This is a genomic window from Herbiconiux liukaitaii (assembly GCF_041927495.1).
GTDB classification, from domain to species: Bacteria; Actinomycetota; Actinomycetes; order Actinomycetales; family Microbacteriaceae; genus Herbiconiux; species Herbiconiux liukaitaii.
Map to the genome: position 1 here is coordinate 469,420 of NZ_JBHFHG010000003.1, position 22,932 is coordinate 492,351.

The following is a 22,932-nucleotide window of genomic DNA, read 5'->3' on the forward strand; positions in this document are numbered from 1 at the left end:
TGGCGTGACCTCTCTCTCCGCCATCGGCGCCCGCCTGCGCACCGCCCGCGAGGCGCAGAACCTCACGCTCAAGGCCCTCGCGGATGCGATGGGCGTGACGCCGAGCCTGCTCTCGCAGATCGAGAACGACAAGGTGCAGCCCTCGCTCAACACCCTCTACCACCTGGCGCTCCAGCTCGAGCTCTCGGTCGACGAGCTGCTCGGCATCGCCTCGGGGCGCGACACCCGCCGCCCCGGCCCGGTGCAGCGTTTCGAGGACAACCCCGTGGTGGAGCTCGAATCCGGCGTGCGGCTCGAACTGCTCGCGGGCGGGGCGAGCGGCATCGTGGAGCCGCTCATGGTGACCTACCGGCCGCACTCCTCCACCACCTCGGGAGCGCTCTGGAGCCGACACCTCGGCTACGACTTCGGGGTGCTGCTCGAGGGCGAGCTGACGCTGCGGCTCGGCTTCGAGGAGCACGTCATCCGCTCGGGCGACTCCGTGCACTTCGACACCACCCAGCCGCACGTGTACGTCAACGACTCGACGCACACCGCACGAGGCGTCTGGTTCACGCTGCGCCACCCGCCGGAGCGCGCCACCACGGCGGCGAGCACTCCGGGAAGTGGCATTCCGGGGAGCGGTCTCACTCGCGGCCGGCCGGGCTCGCTCAGCGACGTGCTGAACGCCCTCCACAACCACGACGATTGGGGTTAGACCATGCATCACCCTCAGCTGCACCCGCACGCCCGCGCGTTCCTCGACATCACGAAGGATGCGCCGCCGCTCGACACCCAGACGGTGGAGCAGAACCGGGCCGACCTCGAGCGCGCCGTGCCCCTCACCGGGCCCGCGCATCCGCTCGCCGTGGTGGAGGACAGGGTGATCGCCGGCGTGGGCGTGCGCATCTACAGCCCCCGCCCGCTCGACGCCGAGCAGCCCGTCACCGTGTACTTCCACGGCGGCGGCTGGGTGCTCGGCGACCTCGAGATCGCCGACACCACGGCGCGCGCCCTGGCTGCGGCGTCGGATGCCGTGGTGGTGAGCGTGGACTACCGCAAGGCACCCGAGGCGGTCTTCCCCGCCGCCGTGGAGGATGCGGTGGCCGTGACCGAGGCCGTGCTCACCGGCGAGGCCGGCTTCCCGGCCGACACGCGCCGGGTGGCCGTGGCGGGCGACAGCGCCGGCGGCAACCTCGCCGCCGTGGCCGCCCAGCAGCTCGCCGCCCGCTACCCGGGGCTCGTGCACCAGGCCCTCATCTACCCGGCGGTGCGCGCCCGCATCCCCGAGGAGGGCAGCTACCGCACCTACGCCGACGGCCACTTCCTCACCGCCCGCGACATGGCCTACTTCTTCGACACCTACGCACCGGGGGTCGATCGCGACGACATCCGCCTCTCGCCGGCGGCCAACCCCGAGCTGGCCGGGCTGCCCTCGGCCACGATCGTCACGGCGGAGTGCGATCCGCTGCACGACGACGGCGAGCTCTACGCCGAGGCCCTCTCCGAGGCCGGCGTGCCCGTGGTGGCCGTGACCTTCTCGGGCCTCGTGCATCCCTTCCTCTACATGGGCGGCGTGATCGACGCGGCACACACCGCCCGTCGACTTGTGGGCACGGAGCTCAAAGCGGCCTTCGACGCTGTAGGGTAGAGCCCCTGACCAGCTCCCGGCTGGTGTGGTCGACCGCCTTCTGAGTGCGTCGGTCCGAGGCTGGAAACCTCCGGCATCCGCATCGTCGCCCGGAGGTTCCTCCTTGTCCATCAGCACGCCCACGCCCACCTCCCCCACGCCCGCCGTGGGAGCAGGCGCCCGTCGCTCGCGCCGCACCCCCAACCGCTGGCTCACGCTCTGCGTGCTCGCCCTCACCCAGCTCGTGGTGGTGCTCGACGGCACCATCGTGAACATCGCGCTCCCCCAGGCGCAGATCGAGCTCGGCCTCACCGACGGGCAGCGCCAGTGGGTGGTCACCGCCTACGCCCTCGCCTTCGGCGCCCTGCTGCTGCTCGGCGGCCGCGTGGCCGACTACTGGGGCCGCAAGCGCACCTACCTCGTGGGCATGGTGGGCTTCGGCCTCGCCTCCGCCTGGGGCGGCATGGCGCAGTCGGGCATCGAGCTCATCATCGCCCGCGGCCTGCAGGGCGCCTTCGCGGCGCTGCTCGCCCCCGCCGCCCTCGCACTGCTCACCGTGACCTTCACGCACGGCCGCGACCGCAACACCGCCTTCGCCGTGTTCGGCACCATCGCCGGTGCGGGTGCCGCCGTGGGCCTCGTGCTGGGAGGCGTGCTCACCGAGTTCTTCGACTGGCGCTGGTGCCTGCTCGTCAACGTCTTCTTCGTGGTCATCGGCTTCATCGGCGGCGTGCTGCTCGTGCGCGAGTCGAAGGCCGAGGGGCAGAACCGCTACGACATCGGCGGCGCCATCACGGTCACGCTCGGCTTCGGCGCCCTCGTCTACGGCTTCAGCCTCGCCGAGGGGGGTTGGGGTTCGCTCGACACCATCGGCTTCCTCGCGCTCGGGCTCGGCCTGCTCACCCTCTTCGTGGTGATCGAGCTCAAGGTGGCCCAGCCGCTGCTGCCTCTCAGGATCGTGCTGAACCGCGTGCGCGGAGGCGCCTTCGCCATCCAGGCCATCGCCGGCATCGTCATGATCGGTGCGCTGCTCTACCTCGCGTTCCACCTGCAGATCGTGCTCGGCATGCCGCCGCTCGAGGCCGGGCTCGCGAACCTGCCGCTGACGATCGTCATCATGATCGTGGCTCCCGTCGCCACCAAACTGCTGCCGAAGATCGGCCCGCGCCCGCTCATGATCACAGGCCCCCTCGTGGTGGCCGCCGGCCTCGTGTACCTCAGCCGCATCACGGCCGGTGGCGACTACTTCGTGCAGGTGCTGCCCGCTCTCGTGCTCATGGGCGTGGGCATGGCGTGCATCTTCGTGCCGCTGCAGAACCTCGCCCTCACGGGTGTGGCGCCGCACGACGCGGGTGCCGCCTCGGCGTTCACCAACTCGGCCATGCAGATCGGCGGGTCGATCGGTCTCTCCATCTTCACCGCGGTCTACGCGGGCGTCGTGGCCGGCGCCTCCACGGGCGCGGGCGCACCCTCCGCCTCGGCCATGACGAGCGGCTACTCCGCGGTGTTCCTCGGCGGCGCGCTCGTGATGGTGATCGCGTCGATCATCGCCATCACGATGATCCGTGGCACCAAGTCGGAGCTCCTCCCCCAGGGCGAGCCCGTGCCGCACCTGGGCTGAGGCCCCTGCCCGTCGTGAGCCCCCGGCCCGTCGGGCGGGTCAGGCGCTCGTCGCGTCCTGGACCTCTCCCACGAGCTCCTCGATGATGTCCTCCAGGAAGAGCACCCCCGTGACCTCGCCCTCCGTCGTGAGGGAGCGGGCCAGGTGGTCGCCGCGGCGCCGCATGAGGGCCAGTGCGTCCTCTAGGTCGGCGTCGCGCGGCACCGAGCCGAGGCGGCGGATGCGCTTCGCGGGCACGGCGTCGTCGAAGGCGCCGGCCGTGAGGTCCATCACGTCCTTGAGGTGCAGGTAGCCCGTGGGCTCGCCCTCGCCGTTCGTGAGGATGTAGCGCGAGAAGCCGTGCTCGGCCACCGCGCGCTGGATGTCGCGGGGCGAGGACTCTGGCGCCAGGAGCACCATCTCGGCCACGGGCACCTCCACGTCGCGCACCTTCTTGGCGGTGAACTCGAACGCGGCGCTGAGCGTGCCCGAGGTGTCGCTCAGCACTCCCTCGCGGGTGGACTGCTGCACGATCGACGCCACCTCCTCGAGCGTGTAGGTGCTCGTCGCCTCGTCTTTCGGGGTGACCCCGAAGGCGCGCAGGATGAGGTTGGCCAGGCCGTTGAGCGACCAGATGACGGGGCGCACGATCTTGGAGACCACCACGAGCGGCGGGGCCAGGATGAGCGCGGCCCGATCCGGCACCGAGAAGCTGAGGTTCTTCGGCACCATCTCGCCGAACACCACGTGCAGGAACGTCACGAGCACGAGCGCGATCACGAAGGCCACACCGCCGATGAGCTCGGGGGTGAGCGGCGTGAGCGCGAGCGGGTACTCGAGCAGGTGGTGGATGGCGGGCTCGGAGACGTTGAGGATGACGAGCGAGCACACCGTGATGCCGAGCTGGCTCGTGGCGAGCATGAGCGTGGCGTGCTCCATGGCCCACAGGGTGGTCTTGGCGGCCTTGCTGCCGGCCTCGGCACGCGGCTCGATCTGCGAGCGGCGGGCCGAGATCACGGCGAACTCCGCGCCCACGAAGAAGGCGTTCACCACGAGGAGGATGACCAACCAGACGATGCCGGGGATGATGTCGCTCATGCCTTGTCCTTCAGGGTGGTCGTCGTCGTGGTCGTCGTGGTGGTGGTCGTCCCCGTCTTCATGCGCTCGGCGAGGATGCCCTCGTCGTCGGGGAGGTAGCGCAGGCGCTCCAGGCGCACGCCGTCGACGCGCTCGACCCGCAGCATGCCGCCGTCGACGGCCACCTCGTCACCGAGCTCGGGCAGCCGGTCGAGCTCGTCGATGACGAAGCCGCCCACGGTCTCGTAGTCGCCGTCCTCGGGCACGGTCACACCCGTGCGCTCGAGCAGCTCGTCGGGGCGCAGGCTCGCGTCGAAGGTGATGGCACGGCCCGTGCGCACGATGTCGGCGTGCAGCCGGTCGTGCTCGTCCTCCAGCTCTCCCACGAGCTCCTCCACGAGGTCTTCGAGGGTCACGATGCCGGCGGTGCCGCCGTGCTCGTCGGTGGCGATGGCGATCTGGTAGCCGCCTTGCCGGAGCATGGGCAGCAGAGTGTCGATGCCCATGGACTCGGGGACCCACACCGGAGTCACCATGAAGCTCTCGACCTCGGTGGTCTCGCGCTCGTCGAGCCCCACCGCGAAGGCCTGCTTGACGTGCACCACGCCGATGATCTCGTCCACGCTCTCGCCGATCACGGGAAAGCGGGAGTAGCCCGTCTGCTGCGCTTTCGCCACCACGTCGGCAGCGGTCTCGCGCGGCTTGATGCTCGCCATGCGCACCCGAGGTGTCATCACGTCGGCCGCGGAGCGCTCGGAGAAGCGCAGGGTGCGGCCGAGCAGGGTGGCGTGGTCGTCGTCGAGCATGCCCTCGAGGGCTGAGCGGCGCACGAGCGAGCTGAGCTCCTCGGCCGAGCGAGCACCCGAGAGCTCCTCCTTGGGCTCGATCCCCATCGCGCGGATGAGGGCGTTGGCCGTGTTGTTGAAGAGCAGGATGACGGGCTTGAACACCGTGGTGAAGACCGTCTGGAACGGCACGACCACCTTGGCCGTGGCGAGCGGCAGAGCGAGGGCGAAGTTCTTGGGCACGAGCTCGCCGATGACCATCGAGAAGAGGGTAGCGAGCAGGATGCCGATGACCGCGCCGATGCCGGGCACGATCGCCTCGGGCACACCGATCCCCGTGAGCGGTCCGGCCAGCAGCGAGCTGATGGCGGGCTCGAACGTGTACCCCGTGAGCAGCGTCGTGAGCGTGATGCCGAGCTGCGCACCGGAGAGGTGCGTCGACGTGATCTTGAGCGCCTTGATGGTGGGCGCGAGTCGCTTCTCGCCGCGCGCCTGGCGCTGCTCGAGGTCGTGCCGGTCGAGGTTGACGAGCGCGAACTCGCTCGCCACGAAGAATCCGGTGCCGATCGTCAGCACGAGGCCGATGGCGAGCATGATCAGCTCATACACGGGGCAGCCCCCTGAGAGTGATCGGGCGGTGCGGCTGGATCAGCCGGCTGCTGCCGTGGTCGTCGTCTGCAAGGGGCGCGGGCCTGTGATGGGGAGGGTCGTCCATAGTCGGACCATCCTAGAGCACGGGCCTGGGAGGGTTCCTGGGCACCGGGGTGCTGCGGGCGGGTGCCGGCCCTACGGGCGCTTGGCGCGCGGGAGGCCCGCCACCACGAGGTCGTAGGAGTTGACCACGAGGTCCTCCACGAGCTGCGGATCGGCCTGCTCCGTGAACGCCACCGAGATCCAGTGCCGCTTGTTCATGTGGTAGCCGCGGGTGATCCAGTCGTGGTCGCGCACGAGGGCGTCGATGTAGGCGGGCTGGGCCTTGAGCGTCACGCCCTGCTGCTCGCTCTCGAGATCCCAGAGGGCGAACACCTTGCCCACCACCTTGAACACGGCGGTCTCGGGGCCGAACGGCCGCTCGTCGGTGGTGGCGGGCAGCCCCGCGCACACCTCGAGCAGCCGCTCGCGCGTCATCCGTTCCGCCATGGTCTGCGGCCGATCGCTCAGTCGGTGCCTGCGTCGAAGGCCGCGCCCTCGGAGGCGAGGTCGGTGGCGCGGTCGAGCGCGTCGGCCGAGGCGCTGTGGGGGGCGGTGCTGCCGAGGATCTCGGCCGCGGCACCCTCCTCGAGCGTGCCCACGAGCTCCGCGGTGGCGCCGCCGATGATGCCGGCGGCGGCGTACTGCTCGAGGCGCGACCGCGAGTCGGCGATGTCGAGGTTGCGCATGGTGAGCTGGCCGATCCGATCGCCGGGGCCGAAGGCGGCGTCGCCCACGCGCTCCATCGAGAGCTTGTCGGGGTGGTAGCTGAGCGCGGGGCCGGTGGTGTCGAGGATCGTGTAGTCGTCGCCGCGGCGAAGGCGCAGGGTGACCTCGCCCGTGACGGCCGAGCCGACCCAGCGCTGGATGGACTCGCGCAGCATGAGCGACTGCGGGTCGAGCCAGCGGCCCTCGTACATGAGGCGGCCGAGGCGGCGGCCCTCGGTGTGGTAGTTCGCCACCGTGTCCTCGTTGTGGATGGCGTTGAGCAGGCGCTCGTAGGCGATGTGCAGCAGCGCCATGCCGGGAGCCTCGTAGATGCCGCGGCTCTTGGCCTCGATGATGCGGTTCTCGATCTGGTCGGAGACGCCGAGACCGTGGCGGCCGCCGATGGTGTTGGCCTCGAACACGAGCGCCACGGCGTCGGGGAACTCCTGGCCGTTGATGGCCACGGGGCGACCGGCCTCGAAGCGCACCGAGACCTCCTCGGTGGCGACCTCAACGTCGTCGCGCCAGGCGGCGACACCCATGATGGGCTCGATGAGGTCGAGACCGGCGCTGAGCTCCTCGAGCTTCTTGGCCTCGTGCGTGGCACCCCAGATGTTGGCGTCGGTGGAGTAGGCCTTCTCGGTGGAGTCGCGGTAGGGGAAGCCGCGCGCCACGAGCCACTCGCTCATCTCGGTGCGGCCGCCCAGCTCGCCCACGAACTCGGCGTCGAGCCAGGGCTTGTAGACGCGCAGGCGCGGGTTGGCGAGCAGACCGTAGCGGTAGAAGCGCTCGATGTCGTTGCCCTTGTAGGTCGATCCGTCGCCCCAGATGTCGACGCCATCGTCTTTCATGGCGCGCACGAGCATGGTGCCGGTCACAGCACGGCCGAGCGGCGTGGTGTTGAAGTAGGTCTTTCCGCCCGAGCGGATGTGGAACGCACCGCACTGCAGGGCCACGAGGCCCTCCTCCACGAGCGCGCTCTTCGCATCCACGAGGCGGGCGATCTCGGCGCCGTACTCGAGCGCGCGGCTCGGCACCTTGTCGATCTCGGGCTCGTCGTACTGGCCGATGTCGGCCGTGTAGGTGCAGGGCACTGCACCCTTCTCGCGCATCCAGGCGACGGCGCAGGAGGTGTCGAGTCCCCCCGAGAATGCGATGCCGACGCGCTCGCCGACGGGAAGGGAACTGAGAACCTTGGACATACGAAAACTGTAGCGCGGGAACTCTGTGTCGCTTCGCAGGCAACGTTCGTCACACTGCTGGTCTCCGTTCACCTTGCGGGCGCACGATCGGATGACCGACCGAGAAGGATGTGGAACATGGCACTCGAATCAACCGCCTGGACCCGGGATCTGCTCACCCGACGCCGCGCCCTGCACTCAGCCATCGACGGACTGGCCAGGAGCCGGCCGGCGGAGGCCGCCCGTGCCCGCCTCGAGGTCTACACCGTGACCCACCGCTTCTCCATCGGCGAGGTGACCGCGGCGGAGGTCGACGAGTCGTTCGCCGTGCTCGAGGCGACGCTCATCGAGGTGTCGCAGGCCGCTTGACCTGCGGCCTCCGCGTCACGGCGTCGGCATGCCGCCGTTGACGTTGAGGGTCTCGCCCGAGACGTAGCTCGACTCCGCCGAGGCGAGGAAGACGTAGGCAGGGGCGAGCTCGGCCGGCTGGCCGGCGCGCTTGTACTCGTTCTCCTCGTCGAAGGCCTCCATCTGCTCGTCGGAGACCCCGCCCGAGACCTGGAGGGCCGTCCAGGTGGGGCCCGGGGCCACCACGTTCACGCGGATGCCGCGGGGCGCCAGCTGCTGGGCCAGACCTTTCGAGAAGTTGTTGATGGCCGCCTTGCTCGCGGCGTAGTCGAGCCGATCCGGAGCGGGCTTGTAGGCCTCGAGCGAAGCCGTGTTGACGATCACGGATCCGGGGCCGAGGTGCGGGAGGGCGGCCTTGGTGATCCAGAACATCGCGAAGACGTTGGTGGTGAAGGTGGCCTCGAACTGCTCGTCGCTGAGGTCTTCGAGCCTGTCGACCGCCACTTGCTTGCCCGCGTTGTTCACGAGGATGTCGAGGCCGCCGAGACCATCGACGGCCTGCTCCACGAGGGCGCGGCAGTGCGCGGCGTCGCGGATGTCGCCCGGGATCGCCACGGCGGTGCGCCCGGCGGCCTCGATCTGCTCGACGATGTGCTGCGCATCCGTCTGCTCGTCGGGCAGGTAGCTGATGGCCACGTCGGCGCCCTCGCGCGCGAAGGCGATGGCCACAGCGCCGCCGATGCCGGAGTCGCCGCCCGTGATGAGCGCACGGCGGCCCTCGAGGCGGCCGAGGCCGAGGTAGGTGTCTTCGCCGAGGTCGGGCACGGGGGTCATGCGGCTCTGCACGGCGGGCTCGGGCTGGTGCTGCACGGGCGGCTGCACCTTGGGGTAGCGGGCCACCGGGTCGTCGAACGTGAGCTGATCGCGCGCGGCGGGCTCGTGGGCGGGCACGGGGGCGTCGTGGGAGTCGGGGGTCATGCGGCACACCGTACGCTCGTGCCGCTCTGCGCGCGCGCCCTGGGCGGAACGGGGTGGGCGTGGTTAGGCTGGCTGCACCCGATCGGGTCCACACGGCCCCGGCCGCTGCACCCGTGCGGAGCAGAGCGGGGAAAGGGGACCGGCATGGCCACCGAGTACGTGCGGGACGGCGTCTTCCTTGTGGCGTGGTTCGGGCTCATGACGTGCGTGTGGTTCGGCTGGGCGCAGGAGTCACCTCCTCGGCGAGCGCCGCTCTGGCTCGGCATCGGCAGCGGGCTGGGCATTCTCGCGGCGATCGGCGGCGGGCTGCTCGTGTGGCGCACCTGGGCAACGCCGTCGGCGCTCGAGGGTCAGTACGCCACGTTCGGGGTGCTCGTGGGGGTGGAGGTCGTGGTGGCGGGGCTCGCGTGCCTCGCGCTCTGGCGGGCGGGGCGCACCAGGTGGTTCGCGCTGGCGGTGGGGCTCGTGGTGGCGCTGCACTTCGTGCCGCTCGGCATCCTGCTCGACGATGCGGCGCTCATCGTGCTCGGGCTCGTGCAGTCGGTGCTCGTGGTGGTGGCGGCGCGCGTGGCGAGCAACAGGCGCATCGCGCCGAGCTACACGGTGGGGGTCGCCATGGGCGTCACGCTGCTGCTCGCGGCGGGCGTGGCCGCGGCGCGGTGGGTGCCCGCGGCCCTCGCGACCTGACCCGCCCCCGGAGCGGACGTTCTGATGTGCCGATTCGGCATGCAGTTGTGCGCTCACGGCATGGATCCGGCAAGGTGATGTCATGACCGGTCACCACCACCACTCCCCCTCCGACGACACCCACTCCCCTGCCGGGTCGAGCCACGCCGATCCGACGGCGTTCTGGGAGGCGCGGTACGGCGAGCGCCCGCGCATCTGGAGCGGCAACCCGAACCGGGCCCTCGTGGAGTCGGTCGTGGGGCTCACGCCGGGCACCGCGCTCGACCTCGGCTGCGGCGAGGGCGCCGACTCGCTCTGGCTGGCCGAGCAGGGGTGGAGGGTGACGGGCATCGACCTCGCCGCCGTGGCACTCGAGCGAGCAGCCGCCGAAGCGGAGACCAGGGGCATCGCCTCGGACCGGATCACGTGGCAGCGCGCCGACCTCGCCGAGTGGCAGCCGGGTTCCGACGAGCGCTACGACCTCGTCTCGGCGTGCTTCCTGCACGCTCCCGTGGAGGTGGTGTTCCCGCGCGACGAGGTGCTGCGCCGCGCGGCCGGCACAGTGACCCCCGGCGGGCACCTGCTCGTGGTGGGCCACGCGGGCGTGCCGCCGTGGGCGGGCAAGCACGACCACTCGGGCACTCCCCTGCCCACCAACGCCGAGGTGCTCGCGGCGCTGGCGCTGGATCCGGATGTCTGGACCACCGTCATCGACGAGAACCGCACCCGCCCCGTCACGATGCCCGACGGCAGCCCCGCCGAGATCGACGACGCCATCCTGCTGCTGCGCCGCACCGCCTGACAGCCCGGCCCCCGCCCCCGCGGGTCGCGGATCAGAAGGCGTTGGCGGGGTTCGGCACCACCGAGCCGTAGCCCGCACGGGGCGGCGGCTGCCGGTGCCAGGCGAGCAGGGCGGGTTCGTAGACCGAGTTCTGCCCGCCCAGGATGAACGCCCAGACGTAGGGGAAGAAGATGCCGAGCACGAGGAACCCTCCGTCGCGGCGGAACGCGAGCCCCGTGCGGTACATGCCGATGTAGAGGAACACGCTCGTGACGGTGCCTAGCCCCACGACCGAGAGCAGTGACAGCCACCCCGGCTGGCCGCCGAGCTCGAGCCACACCCAGGTGCGGTAGAACGGCACCCAGGCCACCCAGGGCCGGATCCCCGTCTTGCGGAACAGCGCCATGAGCGCGAAGCCCATCACCACCCAGATCGCGGCCACGATCAGCAGGGTGAGCGCGATGGTGCCGGCCATGACCGTGAGGTAGATGGCGAGGAACTGCGCGTACGGATCCGAGGTCATGGCCCCAGAGTAGCGAGCAGCGCCCCCGCCGTCTGGATGTCGGAGGGTGCCGCTACCCTGTCGCCATGGAGAGCTCCTCAGAAGCACAGCGCAGTGCCTCGCACGTGGCCGACGCGCACGACCTCATCCGCGTGCACGGCGCGCGCGAGAACAATCTCAAAGACGTGAGCGTGGAGCTGCCGAAGCGCAGGCTCACCGTCTTCACGGGCGTCTCGGGCTCGGGCAAGAGCTCGCTCGTCTTCGGCACCATCGCCGCCGAGTCGCAGCGCATGATCAACGAGACCTACAGCTCGTTCGTGCAGGGCTTCATGCCCACGCTCGCCCGACCCGACGTCGATGTGCTCGAGGGCCTCACCACGGCCATCATCGTCGACCAGGAGCGCATGGGCGCCAACCCCCGCTCCACGGTGGGCACGGCGACGGATGCGAACGCGGTGCTGCGCATCGTCTTCAGCCGGGTGGGTGTGCCCCACGTCGGCCCGCCGAACGCCTTCTCGTTCAACATGGCGGGCGGCATGTGCCCTCGCTGCGAGGGCCGCGGGCAGGTGAACGACATCGACCTCACCGAGCTCTACGACGAGTCGAAGTCGCTCTCCGAGGGCGCCATCAAGGTGCCGGGGTACACGGCCGATGGGTGGATGGTGCGGGTGTTCGCGGCCTCCGGCTTCCTCGACGGCGACAAGCCCATCCGCGACTACACCCCCACCGAGCTCGCCGACTTCCTCTACAAGGAGCCCACCAAGGTCAGGTTCGAGAACATGAACATGACCTACGAGGGGCTCGTGCCGCGCATCCAGAAGTCGGTGCTCTCGAAAGATCGCGAGGCGATGCAGCCGCACATCCGCGCGTTCGTCGACCGTGCCGTCACCTTCACCACGTGCCCCGACTGCTCGGGCACGCGGCTGAACGAGGGTGCGCGCTCGGCGAAGGTGGGCGGCATCAGCATCGCCGAGGCCTGCGCCCTGCAGATCAGCGACCTCGCGGTGTGGGTGAGGGAGCTCGACGAGCCGCAGGTGGCGCCGCTGCTCGAGTCGCTCGCCGAGACCCTCGACTCGTTCGTCGAGATCGGGCTCGGCTACCTCTCGCTCGACCGCCCCTCCGGCACGCTCTCAGGCGGGGAGTCCCAGCGCACCAAGATGATCCGGCACCTCGGATCGTCGCTCACCGACGTCACCTACGTGTTCGACGAACCCACCGTGGGGCTGCATCCGCACGACATCCAGCGCATGAACGGGCTGCTGCTGCAGCTGCGCGACAAGGGCAACACGGTGCTCGTGGTGGAGCACAAGCCCGAGGCCATCGCGATCGCCGACCACGTGGTCGACCTGGGGCCGCGGGCGGGCACGGCCGGCGGCGAGATCGTCTACGAGGGCACCGTGGAGGGTCTCCGTGCGAGCGGCACGCTCACCGGGCGGCACCTCGACGACCGGGCTCAGCTGAAGGCCGCGGTGCGGAGCCCCACCGGGGCGCTCGAGGTGCGCGGCGCCTCGTCGCACAACCTCACGGGGGTCGACGTCGACATCCCGCTCGGGGTGCTCGTGGTGGTCACGGGTGTGGCCGGGTCGGGCAAGAGCTCGCTCATCCACGGATCGGTCGCCCGTCGAGAGGGCGTCGTGGCCATCGACCAGTCCGCCATCCGCGGGTCGAGGCGCAGCAATCCGGCCACCTACACGGGGCTCCTCGAGCCCATCCGCAAGGCGTTCGCGAAGGCCAACGGGGTGAAGCCCGCGCTCTTCAGCGCCAACTCCGAGGGCGCGTGCCCCACGTGCAACGGGGCGGGGGTCGTCTACACCGACCTCGGCATGATGGCGGGGGTCTCCACCACGTGCGAGGAGTGCGAGGGGCGGCGGTTCCAGGCCTCGGTGCTCGAGTACCGGCTCGGCGGGCGGAACATCAGCGAGGTGCTCGGCATGCCCGTCTCGGAGGCGCTCGCCTTCTTCGCCTCCGGCGAGGCGCGCATCCCGGCGGCTCAGGCCATCCTGTCGCGGCTCGACGACGTGGGGCTCGGCTACGTGAGCCTCGGCCAGCCGCTCACCACGCTCTCGGGCGGGGAACGGCAGCGGCTCAAGCTCGCGTCGCAGATGGGTGAGAAGGGCGATGTCTACGTGCTCGACGAACCGACCACGGGGCTGCACCTGGCCGATGTGGAGCAGCTGCTGGGCCTGCTCGACAGGCTCGTGGAGTCGGGGCGGTCGGTGATCGTGATCGAGCACCACCAGGCGGTCATGGCGCACGCCGACTGGATCATCGACCTCGGGCCGGGTGCCGGCCACGAGGGAGGCCGGATCGTGTTCGAGGGAACCCCTGCCGCGCTGGTCGCCGACCGCTCGACCCTCACGGGGCAGCATCTGGCCACCTACGTCGACGCCTGAGCCCGACCGCTGCGAGCGCCGCCCTCAGAAGCAGGGTCGGGAGCGGCAGGAGGGGTTCAGGGGTGGAGGGCGTCGTCGGGTGGGGTGCGCGTGTGGGAGGTGAAGGTGACCTCGAGGCCGGGGCGGGTGGGGCCGCAGCAGAAGAGGCCCGCCGTCACCACGGCCGTCGGCGAGAGATAGGCGACCCGCACGAGCCGGAACTCCTCACCCTCGGCCTTGGCGCGCACGGTCACGGCGTCGCCCGAGCGGCTCGCCCGCACCGTGACGATCCGCCCCCGCCAGTCCGGCACCGGAGCCACCGACCAGTCGGAGAACCCGTGGGTCACGACCGCCCCCACCTGCAGCACGCCGTCGGAGACCTCGACCCCCGCCTTGATCCACTCCGTCTCGGACACCCGCAGTAAGATCCCCGCCTGGTCGAACTGGCGGTCGTAGTCGAGCACGAACGAGACCTCGACCGCGTCCTCGGGCCCGAACTCCTCGAGCAGTGCGTGCTCGGTGTCGTGCACGAAACCGTAGGAGGTCGTGAGCCAGGCGTCGCTGCCCTCCGCGGCGACGACCCGCAGAGCCTCTCCGTCGAACGTCGTGCTCACGGGCGGTGTGGTCCACCGACCGCTCTCGATCAGCTCAGTCAGACCCATCCGTCATCCCTCCGTCGCGACGCGCGCTCCCCGTGGAGCGGCTTCAGCTTAGAGTCCGGGGCGTGGTCACATGCCTCCGCCGCCGATGCGCATCCACGCCTGCGTGCCTTCCGCACGACGCGCGGCGTCGCCTGACGCCTGATCCGGATCGTTGCCGGCCCGCCGCAGATCTTCGGCACCCTGCCGCCGAGCCGCCGATCGCCGCAGGAGCAGCACGGAGATGCCCACTCCCAGGACCGCGGCAAGAAGACCGATGACGACAATACTGATGATGACGAGAAGCGTGAGAGCATCCATATCCCCACGCTCCCAGCGTCCGGAGCCCGGAAACCGCATTCCCCGCCGATGCCCAGGTTGTCGCTGTCAGCCCAGTTTCGCCGCGGCCGCATCCACGATGGAGATGTACTCCTCGGGTTCGACCTCGGTGCGGAGCTGCTTCGTCTTCGACAGCCCCACCATCGTGACGCCATCGACGTTCGCCACGCTGAGCATGGTGATGTCGTTGGGCTGGTCGCTCACCGCGCTGAACTGCGCGGAGAACACGGCGGGACTCTGGGTGACCCCCTCGGTCGTCCACACGAACTTGTGCACGACGCCCTCCGACACGGCGAACTCCACCGGCCCTGCCGCCATGCACTCCTCGATCTGCCCGCGGATCGTCTCCGCGAGTTCCCCGGATTCGTCGAAGAAGAGCCCCTCCACGAACGCCGCGGCGGTGTTGTTCTCCTCCTGGTAGGTGCGGAGCACCCCCTCGGCGTCTCCGAGCTCGGCGATCTGCGTCACGTCGCCATCCCCGCACAGGGTCTCGGCCGGCGGGGCGGCCGACGGTGCCGTACCCTCCGAGACGGTCGGCGGCGCGGTGGCCGTGCCCTCGGTGGAATCGACCAGCGGACTCGACTGCGTACCGAGCACGACCCAGCCGGCGAGCGGGAACTCCGTCACCTCGAGCATCGACTCGGCGAGCTCGATGCGCGGGTCGGGGCCGTCCGGCGCACCGGTCGAGGAATCGGACGGGGTGCCTGTCGCTGCTGCACCGGAGCCCTCGGAGTCCGCGCCCGCGCCCCCGCCCGCGCATCCGGCCAGCAGTGCAACGAGCCCCACGACGGAGGCAGTGCGAATCAACATCTGTAGAGAGGCCATGCTCAACCCAACCACATCACGCGGCGCTCGCTCGACACCACCGCCGGTACCCTGGAGTCGATGACTATCACCGCTTCCGCCGATGGCTCTGCGCTCGGCAACCCCGGACCGGCAGGCTGGGCCTGGTACATCGACGACCGCACGTGGGGGGCCGGCGGCTGGCCGCACGGCACCAACAACATGGGTGAGCTGAAGGCCGTGCTCGAGCTCTTCCGCGCCACCGCGCACGTCGACGACGACCTGCACATCCTGTGCGACAGCCAGTACGTGATCAACACGATCACCAAGTGGATGCCGGGCTGGAAGCGCAAGGGCTGGCGGAAGGGCGACGGCAAGCCCGTCATGAACCTCGACCTCATCAAGGAGATCGACGACGCGATCGTGGGCCGCCGCTACACCTTCGAGTGGGTCAAGGGCCACGTGGGCCACGTCATGAACGAGGCCGCGGATGCGCGTGCCCGCGCGGCCGCCGAGGCCTACGCCCGCGGCAGGGCTCCCGACGAGGGGCCCGGCTACCCCGGCGCCCGCCCCGCGGCCGCGCCGGCGGAGGCCCCGCGTGCCGCGGTCACCGCGCCCTCCTCCCCCTCCCCCGCGGCGACCCAGCAGGACACTCTGTTCTGATTCCTGTCTGATCCCTGCGCGGGCGCTCGGGCGTAGCGTGGAAGCATGACTGAACTCGCACCCCTCGTCGACCTCAACGACGGTCACCGCATCCCGGCACTCGGCTTCGGCACCTACCCCCTACGCGGCAGCGCGGGCGCTGAGGCCATCGACTCCGCCATCCGCACCGGCTACCGCTCGATCGACACCGCCTTCAACTATGACAACGAGGGCACCGTGCGGGAGGGCATCCGGCGCAGCGGGATCGACCGCGAGGAGCTCTTCATCACCTCGAAGCTGCCCGGCCGCTACCACGAGCACGATCTGGCGCTCGATGCCGTGCGCGAGTCGCTCTGGCGTCTGGGCCTCGACTCGATCGACCTGTACATCATCCACTGGCCGAACCCCAGCGTCGACCGCTACGTCGAGGCCTGGCAGGCGCTCGTGGAGGCGCGGGAGGCCGGGCTCGTGCGCTCGATCGGCGTGAGCAACTTCGCACCGGAGCACCTCGAGCGCATCATCGAGGCCACGGGCGTGACGCCCGCCGTGAACCAGATCGAGCTGCACCCCTACTTCCCGCAGGTCGAGCAGCGCGCCGTGAACGCCGAGCTCGGCATCGTGACCGAGGCCTGGAGCCCCCTCGGCAAGGGCAGCGCCCCCTACGAGGAGCCGGCCGTCGTGGCCGCCGCCGAGGCCCACGGGGTGACCCCCGCTCAGGCGATCCTGCGCTGGCACGTGCAGCTCGGCACCGTCGCCGTGCCGAAGAGCGCCACCCCCTCGCGCCAGGCCGAGAACCTCGACGTCTTCGGCTTCGAGCTCACCGCTGCCGAGGTCGACGCCATCACCGCCCTCGGCAAGCCCGACGGCCGCCTCTTCGGCGGCGACCCCACCACCCACGAAGAGCAGTAACCCCGCCCTCGGTGAAGCCGCCCCCAGGTGGCCCTGCTCGACCGCTACGCTGTGCAGACGGCGCCGACGATGGGGCCACCGGGGGATGCATCATGGGGAATCAGTCGAGCCTGCGCGCGCGCAGGGCACGGATCACAACGGCCATCGCGACGGCAGCATTGCTGCTCGCCACAGGAGCGATGAGCGGCACCGCCGCGACCGCCGCCACCGGCACCGCCGGCACCGCCGCCGCGAGCGAGCAGCCCGCCCCGCTCGACTCCGCCACCTCCCTGGCCGCCACCACCGTGCGTCTCGCACCGACGGGCCGCACGATCGACGCGAACTGGGGCGGCGCGTACGTCTACGGCACCACGACCACCCTGCGCGTCACCCCGCCGGTCGAGGTCGCCGAGCTCGGTGTCACCTCGCTCGACTGGACGCTCGACGGCTTCGGCGAGACGCTGAGAGGAAGCGTCTCGACCGCGCAGAAGACCTTCGACATCCCCCTCCCCTCGGATCCCCCTCGCTCGTACTCCCTCCAGCTCGACCTGCAGGGCCGCGGTGCGACCATGCCGAACTTCGTCAGGCTCACCGCCTTCATCGGTCCGAGCGTGCCCCAGCAGGGCGAGACCGTGAGCCCCGTCGCGTCCATCGACCTGGCGCTGGGGAAGAGGCAGAGCGGAGGTGTGTCGTACAGGTACGGGGGCGACCCGGCATCCGCCGACATCGTTGCGGGCGAGCCCATCGTGCTCTCGGCGGACGCGGGATTCTGGACGGACGGCCCGGAGGGAGTCTGGGCCGGGTCGAGCGGGATCAGGATGATCGGCACGCTGTTCGACAAGACGACCGGCGGTGAGATCCCTCTCGGCACCCGGGTGTCGGCAGACGGCTCCCGACTGGTGCTCAGCGTGCCCGAGGACATCGGTGACTTCAGGACGGGCGAGATCTTCCTGATCGCGTCTCCTGCCGGGAGCACGGGCAGCGACAAGCAGGTGGAGGTCACCCTCCCCGTCTACGGCGACACCTCCATCGCGACGGACCGCATCGGCGGTGCCGATCGCTACGCCGTCTCCGTCGGCGTCTCGCAGGCAGCGCATCCCGCAGGGGCATCCGTCGCCTACGTCGTCTCCGGCACCGGCTTCGCCGACGCCCTGAGCGCCGGCCCCGTTGCCGCCGCCCAGCAGGGCCCCGTGCTCCTCACCCCGCCCGACGCCCTCCCCTCGGCCGTCGCGCAGGAGCTGCGCCGGCTCGCCCCGGAACGCATCGTGGTGGTCGGCGGCCCCGCCTCCGTGTCGGAGGCCGTGGTGACGGGCCTCGGCCTCATCGCCCCGACCGAGCGCGTCTCGGGCGCTGACCGCTACGAGGTCTCGCGCAACCTCGCCGCGCTCGCCCATCCCGACGGGGCGCCACTCGTCTACGTCGCCACGGGCACGACCTTCCCCGACGCCCTCAGCGCGGGAGCCGCCGCGGGAGCCGCTTTGATGCCCGTCGTGCTCGTGCCGGGCGGCGGATCAGCGCTCGACGCTGCGTCGACCGCTGCTCTCAGCGCCCTCTCTCCGCAGGAGATCCGCATCGTGGGAGGCCCCGCCTCGGTCACCGAGGGGGTCGCCGACTCGCTCGAGGCCATCGCCCCGGTCACCCGCTACGGCGGCGCCGACCGCTACGCGGCCTCCGTGAGCCTCAACTCCGCCGCGTTCGGCGTGAGCGATCGGGCGTTCCTCACGACGGGGAGCACCTTCCCCGACGCCCTCACGGGCTCAGCCTTCGCGGGCCAGTCGCTCGCCCCGCTCTACGTCTCGCCACCCGACTGCGTGCCCGTCGCCACGATCTCGGCCATGCGCGACCAGGGAGTGCGGCAGGTCACCCTCATCGGCGGTCCGGCGTCGCTGACGCAAGCGGTCGCCGACCTCACGCCCTGCGCCGCCTAGCAGCGCGTCAGAGGGCGCCGGAGGCGGCGCGCTCCTGCACGTGGGGCGTGCCGTCGAAGACGAGCAGGCGGTCGGCGAGCTTGTCGACGAAGAAGCGGTCGTGCGAGACCACGAGCACGGCCCCCGGGAAGTGCGTGAGCGCCCGCTCCATCACCTGGGTGCTCGTGATGTCGAGGTGGTTGGTGGGCTCGTCGAGCACGATCACCGCGGCCCCCGACAGCAGGCACTGCGCGATCGCCACACGCGCCCGCTGACCGCCGGAGAGCGTGCCGATCTTCTGCTTGAGGTCGGCCTCGGAGAACTGCAGCATGGCCAGGAACCGCCCCACGCTCTTCTTCGTGGCGGTGAACGCGAGCGAATCCGGGTAGGCGTTGACCGCGTGCCCGACGGTGTCGGTGAGGTCGAGCTCGGCGTACACCTGGTTGTACGAGATGAAGCGCGCACCCTTCGCCCAGCGGATCTGCCCCGCGTCCGGCTCGCTCTCGCCCGTGAGCACCTCGAGCAGCGTCGACTTGCCCGAGCCGTTCGAGCCGAGAACCGCCACGCGGTCGCCGCGGTGCAGGCTGAACGAGAGGCCCTCGAAGAGCGGCGATCCGCCGAAGCCCTTCGTGAGCTTCACCACCTCGAGCAGGTCGTTGCTCACCCGCAGGCCGCCGTAGATGTCGGTGATGATCTGGTCGATGGGGCGGGGCGCCTGCCGCTTCTTGATGTCGGCGAGTCGACGCGCCACCGCGTTCGAGGGGTTGCGGGCGGCCTCGCGGCGGGCGGCGCTCGCGGCCTGCTCGTAGGCGAGCAGCTCCTCCTCGTGCGCGAACTGCCGCTCGAGCATCTTGAGCCGCGACTGCTTCGCGTGCACGTAGGCCGAGTAGTCGCCTTCGTACTCCTGCAGCCGGTAGTTCTCGATCTCCACGATGCGGCTCACGACCCCATCGAGGAACTGCCGGTCGTGCGAGACCACGAGCACGGCGCCCAGGTAGCGCCCGAGCCAGTTCTCGATCCAGCGCACGCCGTCGAGGTCGAGGAAGTTGGTGGGCTCGTCGAGCAGCAGCACGTCGGGCGACTGGATGAGGATCTGCGCGAGCGCCGCCCGGTTGCGCCAACCACCCGAGAGCCGGTCGACGGGCAGCACCCGGCGCGACTCGTCGAAGCCGAGGCTCGTGAGCACCGTGTCGATCGTGTTCTCGAACGACCAGCCGTCGATCGCATCCATCTTCTCGAACAGCTCGCCCTGCTCGGCGAGCAGGCCCGTCATGGAGGCCGGCCCGCTGCCCTCGAGGTCGAGAGCGGGATCGGCGAGCGCCTCCCCGATCTCATCGAGCCGGCGCTGGGTGGCGTGCACGGCCTCGAAGTGATCGCTGAGGATGCCGTGGATGCTCCGCTCGCCGTCGAGCTCGGAGAACTGCGAGAAGTAGCCGATGGTGGTGCCGAGCGTCACGTCGACGGTGCCCTCGGTGGGCTCGAGCCGCCCGAGCATGAGCTCGAGGAACGACGTCTTGCCCGTGCCGTTCTTGCCGATGAGCCCCACCCGGTCGCCGGCCTTGAGCTTGAGGAACGCCTCCTTCACCACGGGACGCCCGTCGAACTCGATGCTGACGTCGTTCAGGCGGATCAGGCTCACGGATTCCTCAGGGTTCGTCGGCACCGACCACGCGGTCGACGCCCCAGCCTACCCAGCCGCCCTCCGGGCGGCCGCGGTGCTACGCGACGGGCACGATGAGGCCGTCCCAGGTCTCGGTGATGTAGTCCTTGGTGCGCTGGTCGGTGAGGAGCTCGACGAGCTTCTCGATGCGGGGGTCGCTCTCGAAGTCGGGCGTGGTGGCGAGGATGTTGTAGTAGCTCGAGTCGGTGGACTCGATGATGATCGCCTGGTCGCTCGTGAGGCCGGCGGGCAGCGCGAACGAGGCCGTCACGAAGGCGGCGTCCACATCCGGCACCGCGAGCGCGAGGCTCGCGTTCTCGATCTCGGAGAACTCGAAGTTCTTCGGGTTGGCGGTGATGCCATCGAGGTTCGTGGCGTCGTCGGCGACCTCGATGAGGCCCTCCGAGGCGAGCAGCTTGAGCGCACGGCCCTCGTTGGTCGGGTCGTTCGGGATGGCGATGGTGGCGCCCTCCTCGAGCTCGTCGATCGCGTCGACCTTGTCGGAGTAGAAGCCGGCGGCGGGCAGGTAGATCTCGCCCACGCTCACGAGGTCGCCGCCCGTCTGGGAGTTGTAGGTCTCCATGAAGGTGGAGTTCTGGAACAGGTTGGCGTCCGTGCTGCCGTCGGTGAGCGCCGGGTTGGGGGTGTTGTAGTCGGTGAACTCCACCCACTCGATGTCGAGCCCCGCCTCCTCGGCGAGGTTCTCGTCGACCCACTCGAGCAGGTCGCCCGCGGGCACGGCGAGCGCGCCGACCTTGATGGTGCCGAGGTCGTCCGACGAGCCGGAACCCGCATCCGTCGACCCCTCCGACGACGAGGAGCAGGCCGCGAGCGAGACGGTGAGGGCGGCGGCGCCGAGCAGGGCGACGGATCGGACGAGGCGGGAACTGGTGCTCATGATGAGGCTCCTTGTGCGGGGGTGATGGGGCGTGCAGGGGTGAGATCCGCGTCTTTCGGGAGCGCTGCTGTGGAGCTCCGGTGAGAGACGCGGGTGGCGATGCGCGTGAGCACGATCTGCACGATCTGCACGATCGCGAAGAGGATGATGACGACGAAGACGATGTGGATCCAGCTGTAGCGCTGGAACCCGTAGGTCACCGCCACGTTGCCGAGCCCGCCGCCGCCCACCACACCCACCATCGCCGAGAAGTTGATGATGGAGGTGATGGTGGTCGAGACGCCGAGCAGGATGGCGGGCAGCCCCTCGGTGAGCAGCACCCGCCGAACGAGCAGCCACTTGGTGGCGCCGAGTGAGTCCGCCGTCTCGTAGAGGCCGGGGGCCACGTCGTTCACCGCGATCTCGACCATGCGCGCGAAGAACGGGATGGCGATGATGGTGAGCGGCACGATGGCCGCCGTGGTGCCCACGAACGTGCCCACGATGAGGCGGGTGAGCGGGATGAGCGCGATCATGAGGATGATGAAGGGCACGCTGCGCCCCACGTTCACCACGAAACCCACCACACGGTTGATGGCGCGGGAGACCCAGACGGGCCCGAAGCTGCGCTCGAGGAACGCGCCCTTCTCGGTGCCCACGAGCAGGATGCCGAGCGGCAGGCCGATGAGGATCGTGAGCACGGTGGCGATGCCGGTCATGTAGAGCGTCTCGCCTGTGCCCTTGAGGAGCACCTCGAACAGGTCGCTCCAGAAATCCGGTGAGTCGTAGTCGATCATGCCGCTCCTCCGAGACGTGCCGACGGCTCTCCGCCGCGCACGTACTCCACGATCAGTCCCTGCCTGCGGAGGTCGGCCACCACGGCGGCGGCCGCCTCGCCCTCGACGGGCAGGGCCAGCCGGGTGCGGCCGGCCTGGGTGCCGGCGATCCGCTCCACGGTGGCGCCGAGGATGCTCACGTCGAGAGCGTGCTCACGCGCCAGCCGGGCGATCACGGGCCGGTCGGCCGTGCCACCGGCGAAGGTGATGTCGATCACGGTGGGGCCCTCGTCGGCCGTGGGGGCGGTGAGCGGGAAGAGCTGGGAGGCGAGCTTCGAACCGGGGGTGCGGATGACGTCGACGAGCGTGCCCTGCTCCACGATGGCCCCGTTCTCCATGAGGGCGGCCGAGGCGCAGATGCGCTTCACGACGTCCATCTCGTGGGTGATCAGCAGCACGGTGAGGTGCAGCTCGCGGTTGATCGACTGGATGAGGTCGAGGATCGACTCCGTGGTCTCGGGGTCGAGCGCGCTCGTGGCCTCGTCGGAGAGCAGCACGCGGGGTTTGGCGGCGAGGGCGCGGGCGATGCCCACGCGCTGCTTCTGGCCGCCGGAGAGCTGGGCGGGGTAGGCGCCGCCGCGATCCTTGAGCCCCACGAGGTCGAGCATCTCGGCCGCCTGCGCCGCCCGCTGGCCGCGCGGCACCCTGGCGGCCTCGAGCGCGAACTCCACGTTCTGCTGGATGGAGCGGTTGGCGAGCAGGTTGAAGTGCTGGAACACCATGCCCACCGAGCGCCTGGCCTGGCGGAGCGCCCCGCCCTCGAGGCCCGTCATGACGGTGCCGTCGATGGTGACGGTGCCGCTGTCCGGCCTCTCCAGCACGTTCACGGTGCGCAGCAGCGTGCTCTTGCCCGCACCGCTCCTGCCCACGACGCCGAAGATCTCACCCGGTGCGATGGTGAGGCTCACGTCGTCGAGCGCGCGCACCGCCGACGGGCCGTGCCCGTAGGTCTTCTGCAGGTTCCGCAGCTCGATCATGGTATCCATCCGAGCACCCCGCACGACGCTCGGCCCAATCCGGTTACGCCCTATGACGCGTCGATGACACGACGTATCGTGGATCAAT

22 protein-coding genes and 1 pseudogene are annotated in these 22,932 nt (G+C 70.4%); 10 read left to right on the forward strand and 13 right to left on the reverse strand.

The features are described 5' to 3' along the window. The first annotated feature begins 4 nt into the window (after positions 1-4). The 3 genes from ACEXQC_RS06715 (at position 5) to ACEXQC_RS06725 (ending at position 3,230) form a co-directional block, all read left to right on the forward strand. Positions 5-697: a helix-turn-helix domain-containing protein gene (locus ACEXQC_RS06715; protein WP_374819749.1), complete on the forward strand. Its 693-nt coding sequence runs from the start codon at positions 5-7 to the stop codon at positions 695-697. A gap of 3 nt (positions 698-700) precedes the next feature. Then, positions 701-1,630 (forward strand): alpha/beta hydrolase, encoded by a 930-nt coding sequence (locus tag ACEXQC_RS06720; RefSeq protein WP_374819751.1) that lies wholly within the window; start codon positions 701-703, stop codon positions 1,628-1,630. Between the two features lie 103 nt (positions 1,631-1,733). After that, positions 1,734-3,230: an MFS transporter gene (locus ACEXQC_RS06725; RefSeq protein WP_374819753.1), complete on the forward strand. Its 1,497-nt coding sequence runs from the start codon at positions 1,734-1,736 to the stop codon at positions 3,228-3,230. 39 nt (positions 3,231-3,269) lie between these two features. Here the strand turns inward: ACEXQC_RS06725 and ACEXQC_RS06730 are convergent, their stop codons facing one another. The 4 genes from ACEXQC_RS06730 to argG form a co-directional block, all read right to left on the reverse strand. Further along, positions 3,270-4,307, reverse strand: a complete 1,038-nt coding sequence (locus tag ACEXQC_RS06730) for a hemolysin family protein (RefSeq protein ID WP_374819755.1) — start codon at positions 4,305-4,307, stop codon at positions 3,270-3,272. Then, on the reverse strand, positions 4,304-5,680 hold the full coding sequence (locus ACEXQC_RS06735; protein WP_374819757.1) for a hemolysin family protein: 1,377 nt from the start codon (positions 5,678-5,680) through the stop codon (positions 4,304-4,306). The genes ACEXQC_RS06730 and ACEXQC_RS06735 overlap by 4 nt, the downstream gene beginning before the upstream one ends. A 177-nt stretch (positions 5,681-5,857) precedes the next feature. Further along, a complete protein-coding gene (locus ACEXQC_RS06740; RefSeq protein ID WP_374819759.1) occupies positions 5,858-6,199 on the reverse strand; it encodes an MmcQ/YjbR family DNA-binding protein in 342 nt (113 codons plus the stop codon). 29 nt (positions 6,200-6,228) lie between these two features. Beyond that, the gene (argG, locus tag ACEXQC_RS06745; RefSeq protein WP_374819761.1) at positions 6,229-7,671 is read right to left on the reverse strand and encodes an argininosuccinate synthase; all 1,443 of its coding nucleotides are present in this window, start codon (positions 7,669-7,671) and stop codon (positions 6,229-6,231) included. A 117-nt stretch (positions 7,672-7,788) separates the two neighbouring features. Between argG and ACEXQC_RS06750 the strand changes: the two genes are divergently transcribed. After that, positions 7,789-8,019 carry a hypothetical protein gene (locus ACEXQC_RS06750; protein WP_374819763.1) on the forward strand — a complete coding sequence of 77 codons (231 nt, stop codon included), beginning with the start codon at positions 7,789-7,791 and terminating at the stop codon, positions 8,017-8,019. A gap of 15 nt (positions 8,020-8,034) precedes the next feature. On the opposite strand, the gene ACEXQC_RS06755 is transcribed toward ACEXQC_RS06750, so the two are convergent. Next, positions 8,035-8,976 (reverse strand): SDR family oxidoreductase, encoded by a 942-nt coding sequence (locus ACEXQC_RS06755; RefSeq protein ID WP_374819765.1) that lies wholly within the window; start codon positions 8,974-8,976, stop codon positions 8,035-8,037. Positions 8,977-9,120: 144 nt separating this feature from the next. Here ACEXQC_RS06755 and ACEXQC_RS06760 point away from each other — a divergent pair, with 144 nt between their 5' ends. Both ACEXQC_RS06760 and ACEXQC_RS06765 read left to right on the forward strand, forming a co-directional pair. Continuing rightward, positions 9,121-9,663 carry a hypothetical protein gene (locus ACEXQC_RS06760; RefSeq protein WP_374819767.1) on the forward strand — a complete coding sequence of 181 codons (543 nt, stop codon included), beginning with the start codon at positions 9,121-9,123 and terminating at the stop codon, positions 9,661-9,663. Between the two features lie 82 nt (positions 9,664-9,745). Further along, positions 9,746-10,444: a class I SAM-dependent methyltransferase gene (locus ACEXQC_RS06765; RefSeq protein WP_374819769.1), complete on the forward strand. Its 699-nt coding sequence runs from the start codon at positions 9,746-9,748 to the stop codon at positions 10,442-10,444. A 31-nt stretch (positions 10,445-10,475) separates the two neighbouring features. On the opposite strand, the gene ACEXQC_RS06770 is transcribed toward ACEXQC_RS06765, so the two are convergent. Then, positions 10,476-10,946: a DUF5684 domain-containing protein gene (locus ACEXQC_RS06770; protein WP_374819771.1), complete on the reverse strand. Its 471-nt coding sequence runs from the start codon at positions 10,944-10,946 to the stop codon at positions 10,476-10,478. Between the two features lie 65 nt (positions 10,947-11,011). On the opposite strand from ACEXQC_RS06770, the gene ACEXQC_RS06775 reads away from it, so the two are divergent. Continuing rightward, a complete protein-coding gene (locus tag ACEXQC_RS06775) occupies positions 11,012-13,318 on the forward strand; it encodes an ATP-binding cassette domain-containing protein (RefSeq protein ID WP_374819773.1) in 2,307 nt (768 codons plus the stop codon). 56 nt (positions 13,319-13,374) lie between these two features. On the opposite strand, the gene ACEXQC_RS06780 is transcribed toward ACEXQC_RS06775, so the two are convergent. The 3 genes from ACEXQC_RS06780 to ACEXQC_RS06790 form a co-directional block, all read right to left on the reverse strand. Further along, complete coding sequence (locus ACEXQC_RS06780; RefSeq protein ID WP_374819775.1) at positions 13,375-13,959, reverse strand: DUF1349 domain-containing protein; 585 nt, start codon at positions 13,957-13,959, stop codon at positions 13,375-13,377. A gap of 66 nt (positions 13,960-14,025) precedes the next feature. Further along, a complete protein-coding gene (locus ACEXQC_RS06785) occupies positions 14,026-14,256 on the reverse strand; it encodes a hypothetical protein (protein WP_374819777.1) in 231 nt (76 codons plus the stop codon). 66 nt (positions 14,257-14,322) lie between these two features. Continuing rightward, positions 14,323-15,084 carry a hypothetical protein gene (locus ACEXQC_RS06790; RefSeq protein ID WP_374819778.1) on the reverse strand — a complete coding sequence of 254 codons (762 nt, stop codon included), beginning with the start codon at positions 15,082-15,084 and terminating at the stop codon, positions 14,323-14,325. A gap of 75 nt (positions 15,085-15,159) precedes the next feature. Between ACEXQC_RS06790 and ACEXQC_RS06795 the strand changes: the two are divergent. From ACEXQC_RS06795 to ACEXQC_RS06805, 3 genes and pseudogenes are all read left to right on the forward strand, one after another. Next, a pseudogene (locus tag ACEXQC_RS06795) lies at positions 15,160-15,696 on the forward strand (ribonuclease H family protein); the annotation flags it as partial. Positions 15,697-15,765: 69 nt separating this feature from the next. Further along, the gene (locus tag ACEXQC_RS06800; RefSeq protein ID WP_374819780.1) at positions 15,766-16,608 is read left to right on the forward strand and encodes an aldo/keto reductase; all 843 of its coding nucleotides are present in this window, start codon (positions 15,766-15,768) and stop codon (positions 16,606-16,608) included. Between the two features lie 179 nt (positions 16,609-16,787). Further along, positions 16,788-18,515, forward strand: coding sequence for a cell wall-binding repeat-containing protein (locus tag ACEXQC_RS06805; RefSeq protein ID WP_374819782.1), 1,728 nt, complete (start codon positions 16,788-16,790; stop codon positions 18,513-18,515). Between the two features lie 7 nt (positions 18,516-18,522). Here ACEXQC_RS06805 and ACEXQC_RS06810 read toward each other — a convergent pair whose 3' ends face one another. The 4 genes from ACEXQC_RS06810 to ACEXQC_RS06825 form a co-directional block, all read right to left on the reverse strand. Continuing rightward, positions 18,523-20,133, reverse strand: coding sequence for an ABC-F family ATP-binding cassette domain-containing protein (locus ACEXQC_RS06810; protein ID WP_374819784.1), 1,611 nt, complete (start codon positions 20,131-20,133; stop codon positions 18,523-18,525). 79 nt (positions 20,134-20,212) lie between these two features. Then, positions 20,213-21,052, reverse strand: coding sequence for a MetQ/NlpA family ABC transporter substrate-binding protein (locus tag ACEXQC_RS06815; protein ID WP_374819786.1), 840 nt, complete (start codon positions 21,050-21,052; stop codon positions 20,213-20,215). After that, the gene (locus tag ACEXQC_RS06820) at positions 21,049-21,828 is read right to left on the reverse strand and encodes a methionine ABC transporter permease (RefSeq protein ID WP_374819788.1); all 780 of its coding nucleotides are present in this window, start codon (positions 21,826-21,828) and stop codon (positions 21,049-21,051) included. The genes ACEXQC_RS06815 and ACEXQC_RS06820 overlap by 4 nt, the downstream gene beginning before the upstream one ends. After that, entirely contained in the window at positions 21,825-22,844 is a 1,020-nt protein-coding gene (locus ACEXQC_RS06825; RefSeq protein ID WP_374819790.1) for a methionine ABC transporter ATP-binding protein, read from the reverse strand. The genes ACEXQC_RS06820 and ACEXQC_RS06825 overlap by 4 nt, the downstream gene beginning before the upstream one ends. Positions 22,845-22,932 lie beyond the last annotated feature (88 nt).

Coding starts and splice junctions, on each gene's coding strand:
- ACEXQC_RS06720 (WP_374819751.1), top strand. CDS start 701: ATGCATCACCCTCAGCTGCACCCGCACGCCCGCGCGTTCCTCGACATC.
- ACEXQC_RS06730 (WP_374819755.1), bottom strand. CDS start 4,307: ATGAGCGACATCATCCCCGGCATCGTCTGGTTGGTCATCCTCCTCGTG.
- ACEXQC_RS06740 (WP_374819759.1), bottom strand. CDS start 6,199: ATGACGCGCGAGCGGCTGCTCGAGGTGTGCGCGGGGCTGCCCGCCACC.
- argG (WP_374819761.1), bottom strand. CDS start 7,671: ATGTCCAAGGTTCTCAGTTCCCTTCCCGTCGGCGAGCGCGTCGGCATC.
- ACEXQC_RS06750 (WP_374819763.1), top strand. CDS start 7,789: ATGGCACTCGAATCAACCGCCTGGACCCGGGATCTGCTCACCCGACGC.
- ACEXQC_RS06755 (WP_374819765.1), bottom strand. CDS start 8,976: ATGACCCCCGACTCCCACGACGCCCCCGTGCCCGCCCACGAGCCCGCC.
- ACEXQC_RS06760 (WP_374819767.1), top strand. CDS start 9,121: ATGGCCACCGAGTACGTGCGGGACGGCGTCTTCCTTGTGGCGTGGTTC.
- ACEXQC_RS06765 (WP_374819769.1), top strand. CDS start 9,746: ATGACCGGTCACCACCACCACTCCCCCTCCGACGACACCCACTCCCCT.
- ACEXQC_RS06770 (WP_374819771.1), bottom strand. CDS start 10,946: ATGACCTCGGATCCGTACGCGCAGTTCCTCGCCATCTACCTCACGGTC.
- ACEXQC_RS06775 (WP_374819773.1), top strand. CDS start 11,012: ATGGAGAGCTCCTCAGAAGCACAGCGCAGTGCCTCGCACGTGGCCGAC.
- ACEXQC_RS06780 (WP_374819775.1), bottom strand. CDS start 13,959: ATGGGTCTGACTGAGCTGATCGAGAGCGGTCGGTGGACCACACCGCCC.
- ACEXQC_RS06785 (WP_374819777.1), bottom strand. CDS start 14,256: ATGGATGCTCTCACGCTTCTCGTCATCATCAGTATTGTCGTCATCGGT.
- ACEXQC_RS06790 (WP_374819778.1), bottom strand. CDS start 15,084: ATGTTGATTCGCACTGCCTCCGTCGTGGGGCTCGTTGCACTGCTGGCC.
- ACEXQC_RS06800 (WP_374819780.1), top strand. CDS start 15,766: ATGACTGAACTCGCACCCCTCGTCGACCTCAACGACGGTCACCGCATC.
- ACEXQC_RS06805 (WP_374819782.1), top strand. CDS start 16,788: ATGAGCGGCACCGCCGCGACCGCCGCCACCGGCACCGCCGGCACCGCC.
- ACEXQC_RS06815 (WP_374819786.1), bottom strand. CDS start 21,052: ATGAGCACCAGTTCCCGCCTCGTCCGATCCGTCGCCCTGCTCGGCGCC.
- ACEXQC_RS06820 (WP_374819788.1), bottom strand. CDS start 21,828: ATGATCGACTACGACTCACCGGATTTCTGGAGCGACCTGTTCGAGGTG.
- ACEXQC_RS06825 (WP_374819790.1), bottom strand. CDS start 22,844: ATGATCGAGCTGCGGAACCTGCAGAAGACCTACGGGCACGGCCCGTCG.